The organism is Siminovitchia fordii DSM 16014 = CIP 108821 (genome assembly GCF_000374565.1).
Taxonomy (GTDB): Bacteria; Bacillota; Bacilli; order Bacillales; family Bacillaceae_C; genus Siminovitchia; species Siminovitchia fordii.
Map to the genome: position 1 here is coordinate 69,970 of NZ_KB894698.1, position 13,821 is coordinate 83,790.

At 39.9% G+C, this 13,821-nt stretch carries 10 protein-coding genes; 9 read left to right on the plus strand and 1 reads right to left on the minus strand.

Going from position 1 to position 13,821, the window contains the following annotated elements; all coding sequences use genetic code 11:
• Positions 1-21 precede the first annotated feature (21 nt).
• Positions 22-1,767, minus strand: coding sequence for a sigma 54-interacting transcriptional regulator (locus tag C509_RS0116580; RefSeq protein ID WP_018708056.1), 1,746 nt, complete (start codon positions 1,765-1,767; stop codon positions 22-24).
• A gap of 309 nt (positions 1,768-2,076) precedes the next feature.
• Here C509_RS0116580 and C509_RS0116585 point away from each other — a divergent pair, with 309 nt between their 5' ends.
• The 9 genes from C509_RS0116585 (at position 2,077) to C509_RS24130 (ending at position 13,736) form a co-directional block, all read left to right on the plus strand.
• Complete coding sequence (locus C509_RS0116585; RefSeq protein ID WP_018708057.1) at positions 2,077-3,438, plus strand: APC family permease; 1,362 nt, start codon at positions 2,077-2,079, stop codon at positions 3,436-3,438.
• A gap of 103 nt (positions 3,439-3,541) precedes the next feature.
• Positions 3,542-4,882, plus strand: a complete 1,341-nt coding sequence (locus C509_RS0116590) for a glutamine synthetase family protein (RefSeq protein ID WP_018708058.1) — start codon at positions 3,542-3,544, stop codon at positions 4,880-4,882.
• Between the two features lie 40 nt (positions 4,883-4,922).
• Positions 4,923-6,257, plus strand: coding sequence for an aspartate aminotransferase family protein (locus C509_RS0116595; protein ID WP_018708059.1), 1,335 nt, complete (start codon positions 4,923-4,925; stop codon positions 6,255-6,257).
• Between the two features lie 36 nt (positions 6,258-6,293).
• Entirely contained in the window at positions 6,294-7,451 is a 1,158-nt protein-coding gene (locus C509_RS0116600; RefSeq protein WP_018708060.1) for an amidohydrolase family protein, read from the plus strand.
• 22 nt (positions 7,452-7,473) lie between these two features.
• Positions 7,474-8,655 (plus strand): M20 metallopeptidase family protein, encoded by a 1,182-nt coding sequence (locus C509_RS0116605; RefSeq protein WP_051088716.1) that lies wholly within the window; start codon positions 7,474-7,476, stop codon positions 8,653-8,655.
• Between the two features lie 14 nt (positions 8,656-8,669).
• Entirely contained in the window at positions 8,670-10,037 is a 1,368-nt protein-coding gene (locus C509_RS0116610; RefSeq protein ID WP_018708062.1) for a glutamine synthetase family protein, read from the plus strand.
• A 66-nt stretch (positions 10,038-10,103) separates the two neighbouring features.
• Positions 10,104-11,399, plus strand: coding sequence for a M20 family metallopeptidase (locus C509_RS0116615; RefSeq protein ID WP_018708063.1), 1,296 nt, complete (start codon positions 10,104-10,106; stop codon positions 11,397-11,399).
• Between the two features lie 115 nt (positions 11,400-11,514).
• Positions 11,515-12,909, plus strand: a complete 1,395-nt coding sequence (locus tag C509_RS0116620; RefSeq protein WP_018708064.1) for a purine-cytosine permease family protein — start codon at positions 11,515-11,517, stop codon at positions 12,907-12,909.
• An 83-nt stretch (positions 12,910-12,992) separates the two neighbouring features.
• Complete coding sequence (locus C509_RS24130) at positions 12,993-13,736, plus strand: type 1 glutamine amidotransferase (protein WP_018708065.1); 744 nt, start codon at positions 12,993-12,995, stop codon at positions 13,734-13,736.
• The last annotated feature ends 85 nt before the right edge of the window (positions 13,737-13,821 follow it).

A 13,821-nucleotide genomic window follows, 5' to 3' on the forward strand; every position in this document is an offset into this window, starting at 1 on the left:
AATCAATGAAGCCGTGTTGGACTATTTAAGGTTATATTTCTTTATTTTATAGTTGAGGTTTTGTCTTGAGATACCTAATACTTTGCCAGCCTTCGTTACATTTCCTTTTTCCTCTTCTAAAGCAAGTTGTATAAGAGTGCGTTCTAATTTTTCTTTTTGCTCTTCCAAACTTCCTCCTGAAAGCAATGAAAGCTTTGGAATCTCGCGGTCTGTGTTATTCTGGGTATATTCATTAACCCTTGACTGGAAGGTTGGAGACAAATGGTGATAAGCAATAGTACTTTCTCCATCCAGCATATTGATACAGCCTTCAATTGTATGTTCTAATTCCCTTATATTTCCGGGCCATTCGTAATTCAGAAAAATATCCATGACCTCTGATTCCACTTTATCCACCCTTATCTGTAATCTTTCACTGTGTTTTTGAAGGAAGTGGTCGATTAATACAGGGATATCCTCTTTCCGGTTTTTCAAAGGTTGGATGATTATATTGACCACACTTAAACGGTAAAATAAATCTTCTCTTAATCTTCCATTTTCCATGGCTGTGTAAGGGTCTTCATTGATTGTGGCAATTACCCTGACATCAACGTCAATGGATCTTTTTGCTCCAAGACGCTGTATTGTCTTCTCTTGTAAAAAACGCAAAAGTTTGGCCTGCAGATTAATTCCCATGGAATTGATTTCATCTAAGAGCAAAGTGCCGTTATGTGCTTGTTCTATCAATCCTTCCCTATCGATAGCTCCGGTGAAACTGCCTACAGAAGTTCCGAATAACAACCCCTCCAATAAATGTTCAGGAAGGGCAGCGCAATTTTGGGCGATAAAAGGGTAGTTTTTTCTGGGGCTGTGGTTATGTATGCTTTGAGCAAATAACTCCTTGCCCGTTCCGGTATCCCCGATAATCAGGGTAGAAGATGATGTCCGAGCAGCTCTTCTGGCTTGATCTACTGTTTGGCGCATTACTCTGCTTTTAAAAACGATGTCCCTGAAATTAAACCGAGTGTTATTATTTTTGCCTTTTGGTTTTTTAGTAATTTCCGTGACCGAATCATTTTTTATGTTACGGATAGTTTCTTCCAATTGCTTCTGTTCCGTAATATCTTTCAAAATTTCAACAGCTCCGACCTGTCTTGAACCTATATTGAGAGTTAGTGATTTAGAGAGTGTGGTTACAGCTTTCCCGCTGTTAGTGAAATGGGTTTCCCGATAGTTTAATGATTTTGATAGCCTTGATGTTTTTAAAAGGATGCTGGAGTGCTCATCCCGATCAGGAAAGGCTTCCCGGAACAGCTTGTGTTTCACCGATTCTGGTTCTCGCAGGTCGATCTCTCCCATCTTTTTATTATAGAAAAGGATTTTTCCTTCCATATTAATAGCGCATATGCCTTCTTCGAGCATATCGAGAATGGAGTCATAGAGGAATTTTTGTTCAGTTGCCTGTCGGAGTTCATATTTTAAAAGCTGTTGCTGGGTAATGTCCTTAATGATCAAAAGGGAATGATCTTTAAAAGGAACAACATTCATCATTAACTCCTTGGTTCCAAATGACAGTGATATGCCGGTCGTTTCCTTATTGGTCTTCAAGAATTTTTGATAATCGAGTGGTATTAATTCAAAAATAGATGTTTCTCCCAAATTTTTGGAGCTGAGTTCAAATAGTCGAAGGGCAGACCTGTTTGCCCTTTTAATCTGGCCTTCATGATTAACAATCAACATGCTCTCGAAGCAAACATTCCATACTTTTTCAAGTACTACATGTTTCAAATTGATAAATCACTCCTATCTATAAAAGTTATAAAACTATTTATTCTTATTGTTTTATTATAAATAATTTGATAAGAAAGACAAATATTTTTCGAAAAATATCTTTCTATGAAAAAATTTTTTCTGTGATACATCTATTTTTTCTAGTAATACCGTTAATTACAGGAGAAAAATATTTGGCATGAGTTTTGCATTATAACTTTCATAGCAAATTGGAAAAAGGGGATGGTTAACCAATAAAAGTGTTGATAGGGCCGACTGCAAATGTTTTTTTGTTAGCGTTTTCAAAAAAGAGAAAGGAGTGTAAAGATGGCGAAAGTACAATTATTGGAAATTGAACCGATAAGGAATCTAAAATTCCGGCATCTTTGGGCATTGGGTGTCGGTGCAGTAGTTGGTGATGGAATTTTTCTCTTGATTGGAGAAGGAATTGCTACGGCTGGGCCGAGTGCTATTTTAGCTTATTTTATTGCTGGGCTATTTCAATTCTTTTTAATGATTGCATTGGCAGAAATAGCGATTGGCATGCCGTTTGCCGGAGGAATGTCAGTATGGGTTGAACGGTTTTTAGGAAAGTGGTGGGGATTCTTATCGGGATTTGCTTTTGCAGCAGGCTGGGTCCTTGCGGGTGGTGGTGTCAGTATGGCCCTCGGGACAATTACTTCGTGGTTTTTCCCTCAATTGACCGGAAAAGTGTGGACAACTATATTTGCGATTATATTTGTAAGCATTTTTGCAATATTAAACATCTATGGAACATCAATCGCTGCAAGAACTCAATTATATCTTGTGCTGCTGTTAACAGCAGGAATGCTGTTGTTTGCTTTAATTGGGATAAAAGATATTAATGTGGACAACTTCAAAGAATGGATGCCTTATGGCACATCCGGATTCTTAAGTGCGATTCCTCTTGGTACGTATGCGTATCTAGGGGCTGTGTCAATAGTGACCGCGGGGTCGGAAGTAGTCAATCCAAAAGATTTGCCGAGGGCCTTAATATGGTCCAGTGTTACGTTCCTTATCATATACACAGTTGCTCAAATTGTACTCCAAGGGATTATCCCATGGGATCAAGTAACGATGGACAGTTCTCCGTTTACTGAAGCCGCTAACATCGTCTTTGGATATGCAGGTGCTTTCATTATTAATTTAGTTGCATGGATTGCTGCAGCAACATGTATTTTAATGGGAACATTCTACACAGCATCCCGGATATTCTTCTCTCAGGCAAGAAGAGGTTATTTACCGAAGTTTTTTGGTTATTTGCATCCCAAAACACGTACACCTGTTTATGGAATTGTCTTCATTTGGATATGTTCGGTTGCCTTTATTTTGATTGGCAGTGTCAACCCGGATCTGATTTATGTCGAGTTTTCATTGCAGTTGACATTCGCATGGATTGTTTCTTGGGCGCTGGCAGTAGTAGCGGCCATCCTTTATAGAAAAAAATGTAAAGATGAAGTGGATAAACTGGCTTGGAAACAACCTCTATTTCCATTATTTCCAATCTTAGGGCTTATCGGAATTTGCATCGTTTTTTACGGCACTTTTCTGGGAACCCCCATGACGCTGGTCAGAGGATGCATCTGGATAGCTGTGCTCTTCATATTCTATAAGGTCTATTATAAACCCAACCAGAATCAAAGCAACGATCAAGAGAAGGTTATTTAGTCAATCCGCCGGGATATAAACTGTTCCCTTGACTTTACTATAGTTACAAGGGGATACAGATTAACTATCACACAAACATACTAATAGCCTGGAGGTCCGTATCTTGATTACAAAAGAAAAAGTTAAACAATTGATTGAAGTGAATAATATTGAGTTTCTTGATATTGGATATATGGATTACGCAGCACTTTCAAGAATTCGTACCGTCCGCGTGGATCAGCTGGACAGTTTATTTGCCCAGGGTCTGAATTTTTTTTCAGGAATGATGAGCTTTAATGCTTTTGATGAATATATTCCAAATCCGATGTATGGAATTGGGGACGGGGATTTCTTTGCTATCCCTGATCCTTCTACGTTTGCCATTTTACCTCATAGGCAAAATACCGCTCGAATGTTTTGTGATCTTGTGGATGAAAATGGTGAGCCATGGGACGGGTGTCCAAGATATGCTCTTAAGAAAGTATTGAGGAATGCGCAAGCCGAGCTTGGCGGTCATATCAGTATGGCATTCGAGCAAGAGGCTTATTTGTTGAACGAAGTGGAGGGAAAGCTTGTTTCAGCAGACAATAGCCATTGTTTTTCCATAGAGGGCATCCAAATGCAGGAAAAGTTTTTGCATGAATTTGTAAAGGCCATGGAAGAAGCCGGTGTAAAAATTGAAAAAATATCGAGCGAGTATGGGCCTGGCCAATTTGAAATTAACTTAAAATATGCTCACGCTGTCAGAGCAGCCGACGAACAGGTGCTTTTTATGCAGCTTTTTAAACATATTGCACTTGAAAATGGTTTGATTGGAACGCTCATACCAAAACCTTTTCAACATTTGTCGGGGAGCGGCCTGCATGTCCATATAAGTATGTCTGACAATGATGGCAAAAATGTGTTTGAAGATCTTGGCGACCCTCTTGGACTTACAGAACAGGCAAGGTTCTTTGTTGGAGGCTTATTGAAACATGCACGATCACTGGTTGCAATAGGAGCTCCAAGCATCAATTCGTATAAGCGTATGTATCCAGGTTCTTTCGCTCCTGCACAGGTATGTTATGGAATCGGTAACCGCTCCACTTTAATCCGTGTTACGGAAAAACGCCGGGGAAGCCGCTTTGAGTTTCGCGGGGCAGATGGTACTTGTAATCCTTATTTGTTGGCTGCTGCATTAGTTTCAGCCGGACTGGATGGAGTGAGGGAGAAACTTGATCCGGGTGAGCCGCTTAGCTCGGATGCAGGAATCCTGACTGATGAGGAGATGAAGCGCCAAGGCATTGAGTGGATTCCAAGCACTTTGGATGAAGCTATTACGGAACTTGCCGGAAATGAAAAATTAGGAGAAATGATTGGCAGGAAAATTTGGGAAGAGTTTATCAAAGTTAAAAGGACTGAAGTAGAAAAAGCAGCGCGCTATGTGACTGATTGGGAAAGGGCGGAGCTAAGCCGCCGATTCTAATATAAAGATTGCCTATCTCATGGAGGGAAGGAGGATCGTGATGAGCCAAACAGAAATGTGGTTGGAAAAGGATCGCCAATATGTAAGTGAAGCTTTAAAAATCCGCTTTTACCCACTTGCAGTAAAAAGTGGGAAAGGAGTGCTGCTGCGTGATTTTGAAGACAAGGAATATCTCGATATTTCCGCCGGCTGGGCCGTTGCGAATATAGGATATGGCAATGAGAAAATGGCATCTGCGCTTAAAGAGCAATATGAGACTCTCTCATTTTCTTCAAACATTACAATCCCGGATCATCAAATGATCCAACTGTCGGAAAAGCTGACAGGGATGCTTCCGGGGGAGTTTGAAAAAAAAGTTTGGTATGGTCTTACAGGTTCAGATGCAAATGACTGCATAGCTAAATTAATCCCGCTAAGTGCAGAACGTCCCCGGATGATTTCGTTCATGGGCTCTTATCATGGACAGACAATGGGTTCTTTGGGGTTATCGGGACATACGGCCCAAGCACGGTTTCTCAGCGGGACAAACGTTGTTAAGGTTCCGTATCCCAATCCATATCGCCCTCCTTTCGGCAAAACGGAAAATCTGACTCAACAGGTGATTGATTACATTGAAAATGAGATGTTTACTACGATTTGTCCGCCGGAGAATACCGCCGGCATCATTATTGAGGCAATTCAGAGTGACGGCGGCGTAATTGTTCCGCCGGAGGATTTCCTACCTGAACTTAGAAGGTTGTGTGACCGGCACGGTATTTATTTAATAGTTGACGAAGTGAAAGTGGGAATCGGCAGAACGGGCAAGTGGTTTGCCTTTGAGCATAGCGGGATCGAAGTGGATGCGGTTTCCTTGGGGAAACCGCTCGGGGGCGGAGTTCCGATTAGTGCTGTTATCGCTAGAAAAGAAATTTTGGACTGTGGACATGCTCTTCATTTATTTACATCGAGCGGTAATCCGGTCAGTACAAAAGCCGCATTGACGAATCTAGCAATCATTGAGGAAGAGAAGTTGATTCAGAATGTAATAGAACAAGGTAAGTATTTTAAGAAGCAACTTCTGGATTTGCAAGCTAAACATGAGATGATCGGTGATGTTCGAGGGAAAGGTCTTGCCTTAGGAATAGAGCTAGTTGAGGATAGGATTACGAAAAAAACTGCATCTGAAAAAACTGCCGCTGTGTGCTATCGGGCTTTTGAGCTTGGATTACTTGTGTTTTATGTAGGTGTACATAGCAATGTTATTGAAATTACACCTCCCCTTATCATCAATCGTAAAGAAATTGACATAGCTGTCGCCATTCTTGATCAAGCAATGGCAGATGTTGAACGAGGGAATGTCAATATGGATAAAGTCCGCCAATATGCCGGCTGGTAGGAAGTGAAAAAAATGATTCCAATGAGGAGGAATATGATGACAAAAATTGATTTGGCTTCTATAAAAGCAGTTGATGTGCATTGCCACCCCTATGTTGCGAATGAGGAACCATATTCACCTGAAGAGTATTTGCGGAAACTGTCGTTATCCGTATTGCCGAATATGTTTAAAAAAGCCGAAAAAGGCTCATCCGAAAAAATTTTTCCGGGCATGAACATGTATATGCAAATTACAATACAGCGGCTCGCAAAGTACTTTGAATGCTCCCCTATACTTGAGGAGGTGGTTGCCAAAAGAAACGAGGAGGCAAAAGACTTTACAGCTTTTACACAAAATCTATTCAAGAATGTAAAGCTTGAAGGAATGGTCGTTGATTTTGGATATCCCACCCCTCCGTTATCAAAGGATGATTATCAACACTTAACGGGAGTTCCTATATGGGAAGTATATCGAATTGAGCCGGCCATGGTCAGACTCCGTGAAAACCACGAAACCTTTGGCGCCTTTATCGAGGCTTATCGTGAAGATCTTAAGGAAGCTTTAAAACAAAAGCATATTGTTGGGCTAAAAACCATTATTGCTTACCGGAGCGGTTTAGAAATTGGAGATAAAAATGAACAGATGGCAAAAGATCAGTATGAAGAATTCCGTTTAAATGACCGCGCCAGAGTGAAAGGGTTGAGAGATTATTGCCTCCATGTGGCAATGGAGGAGTGTACGAATTTCAATAAAGTTCTACATATCCACACGGGCTTCGGTGACGGGGAAGTTGTACTTCCAAAAGCAAGTCCATCTTTTTTGATCGATTTGCTTCGTCAGGAAAAATATGCTGATACCAAAGTACATCTTGTTCACGGAGGATACCCATGGATGGAGGAGGCAGCTTTCATTACGAGTATTTTACCAAATGTATATTTGGATATTTCATTGCAGAATCCATTTGTCGGGCATGGAGTGGAACGAATCATATCACAAGTGTATGAATTGTCCCCATTCGACAAAGTCATGTATGGGTCAGACGCATTCACCGTACCGGAAATGAACTGGCTTGGTGTCCAATTATTCAAGGAATGCTTCGAACGGGTGCTTACAGACTGGGTAGAAAAAGGATATATGGATCATGCCATGGCTATCGAAGTTGCAGAACACATGATGTATAAAAACTTTGAACGGGTATATAGTGACTATATTTAAAATATAGGCATTTGCAGGGAGGATGAATGACGTGGAAGAACATACATCATGGAAATGGGATCATACACTTGATGAACAGTTATTTGAGATCCGAAGGCATCTTCATCAATATCCGGAATTATCATTCCAAGAATATGAAACCAGCAAATATATCCAATCGTGCCTTGAGAACTGGGGCATACCGTTTAAAGTGATGGCAGATACCGGGGTTGTTGTTGACATATTAGGGGAAGCTGGAGATGGTCCAAATATTGCACTTAGGGCTGATATCGATGCACTGCCGATACATGAGGAAAGCGGACTTGCTTTTTCCTCAAAACGAGAAGGTGTCATGCATGCGTGCGGACACGACGGCCATACAACGATCTTGTTGGGAACAGTCTACCATATATGGAAATACAGGCACAATTTAAAGGGAATGGTCAGGTGTATTTTTCAGCCGGGAGAAGAGGCGGATGGAGCGGCACAAATCATGATAGACGAAGGGGTACTTCAGCAGCCTGAAATTGAAGAGGTTGTGGCCCTCCACCTTTGGCCAAAGCTGCCAATTGGATCAATAGGAATAAAAACAGGACCGGTTACAGCAGCATGTGATGATTTTGACATTACGATCAAAGGAAAAAGCGGACATGCAGCCAGACCTCACGAAGGAATAGATGCTATTTCAATCGGAGCCGAAATTATACGCTCCCTTCAATATTTTACGGCAAAATGGAAGGATCCGGCTGATCCACTAGTTATTCATGTGGGAAAACTTGAAGGCGGAAACGCTAGGAATGTAATAGCAGATGAAATCAGAATGGAAGGTACAATACGTTCTGTACTCCCAGAGACAAGACTGCGAATAAAAAGAAAGTTCATCTCCTTTGTAACCGAAATGGCAAAACAGTATGGAGGAGAAGCGGATATTAAATACGATGATGGCATTCCTTCAATCATGAATGACACAGTTGTCGTTGAGAAAGTCAGGAAGGCGGCCGAAAAAATCATCGGCATCGGGAATATCAATGAACTGAATAACGTCTCTATGGGAGCTGACGATTTTGGCTTTTTTGCAGATAAAGTTTCAAGTTGTTATTTTCGTTTAGGTGTTCGGGAAAGGCATAAGGAAGCTTTCGATTTACATCATCCGAAGTTTCAATTTAATGAAAGAGTAATCCCTATTGGTGCAAAGATACTCACCGAATATACATTTAACAGATAAAAAGGAGAGCACAAATGAACTTTACAGCAAACAAGAATCCACAAATAGAAAATGTATTAAAGCAAGTAGAGGAAAATAATATTGAGTTTATTAGAATTGAATTTTTAGACTATGCAGGTGTTACAAGGGGAAGAACGATACGGAAAAATAGACTCAGGGCTGCAATGGAAAAAGGAGTAAATTTTAGCACAGCTATTATGAGCTTTGATGTATTTGATGAGTATATACCCAATCCAATGTACGGGGCGAATGACGGTGACTTTTTTGCGGTCCCGGATCCTGAAACATTTGCTATCCTGCCCTATCGAAAAAATACAGCCAGAATGTTGTGTGACCTGGTAGATGTAGATGGTTCGCCTTGGCCAGGGTGTCCGAGAGGCGCTTTAAAAAGACTTTTAAAAGAATTGGAAACCACTTTAGGCGGAAAGCTTTATATGGCTTATGAGCAGGAAGCTTATTTATTAAAAGAAGAGAATGGAAAAAGAGTTCCTGCCGATAACAGTCATTGTTTTTCTTCTGATGGTATTGATATACAAGAGGAATTTATACAGTCATTTGTTCACTCAATGGAAGCAATGGGAGTGGAGACAGAACAAATTTCTAGCGAGTATGGCCCTGGACAAGTTGAGATAAATCTAAAATATGCTCCGTCACTGAAGGCAACGGATGATCAGGTAACGTTCATGCATGTCTTTAAGCAAGTAGCACGAAGTCAAGATTTGATCGGGACATTAATGCCCAAGCCGTTTTCCAACCTGGCAGGAAGTGGACTCCATGTTCATATAAGTCTTTACAATGAGGAGGGTGACAATTTATTTAAGGATATTACAGACCAAAAAGGATTTGATCTTTCTGAAGAAGCGTATTATTTTATTGGCGGTTTATTAAAACACGCTCGTTCACTGATCGCTGTTGGCGCTCCCAGCGCCAACTCCTATAAGCGTATGCAACCTGGTTCTTGGGCTCCTGCTCATATTTGCTACGGATCTGCCAACCGTTCAGTTTTAGTTCGGATTCCGGAAAAGCGAAGAGAGAGACGTTTTGAATTTAGAGGAGCCGATGGAACCTGTAACCCCTATCTATTAACCACATGCTTATTGGCATCTGGATTGGACGGGATTAAAAATAAAATAGAACCTGGAGAGCCAATGGATGTGGATGTAAGTAACCTTAATGAGGCTGAGTTGTTGGAAAAAGGAGTGAATTGGGTTCCCCGTACTCTTGATGAAGCGATGGATGCTTTGGAGGAAGATACGATTCTGGCGGAATCTATCGGAAGAGAAATTTGGGAGGAGTTTATTAAAGTGAAAAGAACCGAGTCGATAAAATTCTCACAATATATTAGTGATTGGGAACTACAAGTATTTTCGGACAGGTTTTAAGTTTTTCTAATTATGATTATATTGAATTTTCATATTTTATGAAACAAATAATGGAGATGATTTTAAGTGAAAACAATCATTGAGCAATGGTTAGAGAGTCAAAGGGAAACGTGTATAGGGATATTAGAAGATTTGGTTCGTTTTCGGACAGTAAATCCGAAATTTTCAAAGTCAGCTGACAGAAAAGAAACTATTAAATTACAAAAATATGTTCAAGATTTTATGATTAAACATGGAATGGCAGTGGATTACTGGGAAGTTGAAGATGATTTGCCGAATGTGGTTGGCATACTAAAAGGTGAAAGTCCCAGCAATAGTTTAATATTAAATGGTCATATTGATGTTGTCCCACCAGGAGATTTAAATAAATGGAGTACGAATCCATGGGATCCGGTGATCCACGGCGGAAAGCTATACGGCCGTGGATCTGGAGATATGAAAGCTGGAGTCGCAGCGAATTTACTTGTCGCAAAGTTTTTACATGATCATCAAATTTATCTAGAGAATGATTTACAAATCCATGTTGTTGTAGATGAGGAAGGAGGAGGTGGTGGATCAAGGGCGGTCCTAGAAAAATATTCAAATGGGGGTGGTGTAATTGTAACCGAACCAACTGACAATATCATTAATCCTACGGAAGGAGGATTAGAATGGGTTCGGATTCATATTGAAGGTGTCTCATCCCATGCGGGCTGGAGGTATAGTGATATTTATCCAGGGTACAACGGAGAAGGAGTTAATGCGATTGAAAAAGCAGCGAAGATTATAGCAGCTGTTCAAGATCTCGAAAGAACTTGGGCTCGAAAAAAATCGCATCCTCTATTACCTTATGGAATTACCACTATAAATCCAGGTGTTATGATTGGAGGGGCTAGCAAAGGCCAAGAAGGTCCGGAAATTACTACTAATCCAGCTATCACTCCCGATAGTTGTATCATTGAGTTTGATCTTAAATTTTTGCCTAATGAAAACGTAAAAGAGGTAAAAGAAGAATTTGAAAATTTCATTAAAAAAGTTTCTCTGACAGATGATTGGTTGAGGGATCATGTTCCTACGATTGAATGGGGAATTAGAGGTATTTCCTTTCCACCAGTAGATACATCTCTAGATCACCCACTAGTTGAAGCATGCAGCAGTTCTCATAGAGAATTTAATATTGTACCTGAATTCCAAGGGTTTGTTGCTGTTTCAGATGCAGCTTTTTATGCCGGAAAGGGAATTCCTGCCATTATTTATGGTCCGAAATCTGAAAGAATTCACGGGGTCAATGAATGTGTGGATATTGAATCATATTTTCAAACAATAAAAGTTTTAATTGCTTCAACATTAAAGTGGAATAATAAATGGGGTACAACTAATTGATCTCAAGAGATTGTTCCATTTCATAATCACCTCTGCTTTAACGGAAAAAACAATATCAACTGTAAAACTATAATTGGAACATATATACAAAATATTATATTTTAGGGGAGATTAAATGGAACAGTCTTTTAGACAGCCGAAAAATACTGAGCAGTATGGCATAGAACAAGTTCCATTGGAAGAGCGAAATGTTAAGTGGCACGATTTATTTACAATGATCTTCAACTTTTTAGTAAACCCGGGAATGATTTTAATTGCTGGAACGGCTGTAGCTTCAGGACTTTCTTTTTGGGCATCTATTACCTCAGTAGTGCTTGGAATCTTTTTTGCTTTTGTGGGGTATGTTATTATGGCAACGATTGGAGTAGATTACGGTGTTCCAGGTGCAGTTGCTACTAGAATGGTCTTTGGTATACAGGGTTCCAAGTATGTCATTTCGGCCTTCAGAACGGTTTATGCTATTTTTTGGTTTGCTGTTCAAACTCTTGCGGGCGCAGCTGCATTGGTGGTAATTATTAAAGAAATATCTGGAATAGAATTAAGCATAGTAATTGTTAGTTTAATATTTGCAGTCTTGCAAGTAGTTGTTTCGTTATTTGGGTATAACTGGATGAAACACCTCTCTCGAATTGGTTTACCGATTAAAGTTTTTGCCCTGTTTTATGTTGTATATCTTTTTATGACACACAACGACCCAAACTTTTCTCCAGCTAAAGTTTTTAGTTATCAAGGAACTGTTGGTTGGGAGTGGGGAATTTTTATCTTTACGTTAAGTACGGTGGCTGCAACTTGGCTTTCTATGGTAACCGATTCAGCGGATATTTGTCGCTATTCAACCTCTAGAGTAAGTATGTGGGTAGCTAGTATATTGGCTGCATGCACAGGGACATTTCTATCCGCTTTTATCGGTGCGTATTCCGCTGCAGCAACATTTGGTACTGTACCAAATGGACTTGAAGGAGCTGCGAATATAGCAGATGGTACTTTTGCTTTAATTGTTATCTTCCTTTTAATAATATTTGATAATTGGACGATAAATGTATTAAATCTGTACACAGGTTCCCTTTCTTTAGTAAATATAGCCCCTCGGTTAGGACGTTTTTGGTCTGCATTTATAGTTTCAGTGTTGGGGATTGCTTTCTCGCTAGTTCCTACGTTATTAGACTCGCTTCTCGGTACAATGAACTATCTGGGATCTGTTTATCCAAGTGTAGCTGCAGTGTTAATTACTGATTATATATTCATTAAGAAAGGAAATTTAATAGTTGATGAATTATATAATCATAACGGTATTTACCGTTATACGAAGGGATGGAATGTATCTGCCTGTCTTTGGGTTATCGCTGGTTTAATAATATATAATTTGATTCCAACCAATTACTTTCAAACAGCCGTCTGTATTACCGTTGTAAGTATTGGGTATTATTATACGCAACTTTATAGTGGGCAAATTAAAAATGAAAGAAATCAGTTACTAAAGCTAGAAAAACAAGATAAATCAGCAATTTAATAAATTACAACATTATGTTAGTCATTATGTTTTTTAAAAAATAAAGAATATTCTTTGTACTTTAATAACAAGGGGGGAGTATAGTGAGTATTTTAATTATCCAACCAGTCAATCTTGCTCCGCCTGGAGAAATTGTTACAGCATTAGATTCGGCGGAGGAAACTTATGAGATTTTCCGGATCGAGGAAGGCGATAGGCTTCCGAAAGATTTTAGCAAATACAATGGTTTGATCATACTTGGCGGAACGATGGGCGCCAATGATGATACGAAATTTCCGTTTTTAACCGAAGTGAAAAAAGCCATTCAGTTTTTTTACAGAAGCAACAGGCCGGTTTTGGGTGTTTGCCTTGGCGCCCAACTGATTGCAAGCTCTTTCAATCAAAAGGTTGGAAAGATGTCAACTCCGGAATTTGGGATTACGGAGTTGAAAAAGACGGATGGAGGCAGGAATGACCCGTTATTTAAAAATCTTCCGGACACTTTTTCATTTATGGAGTGGCATGAAGATTATTTTGAATTGCCCGAAGAAGCAACCCTATTGGCATCAGGTGCCCATTGCGTAAATCAAGCGTTCCGTATCAAGGATAATATTTATGGGTTTCAATTTCACCCGGAAGTCAATGAATCTATTTTGCAGAGCTGGTTGAATGAGGAAAAAGGATGGATTTTAAAGCAAGATCCCGACTTTTTGGAGAAAATTGATTCCACCGTTAAGCCTTCTCTATTACATTCAACGCAGTTATGCAGGGAGATGGTTACTAAATGGGCTAAGCTGTTACGGAAGACAGGGCTGGGGGAAGAAAATGATTTTAATGTTGTGAAGTGAAAAAAGAAAGAGAGCGCAGATCATCACTGAATGCGCTCTCTAAAGTTGATGATCGTTTTTACGAAAAAAAGACCGACAGGTAAAA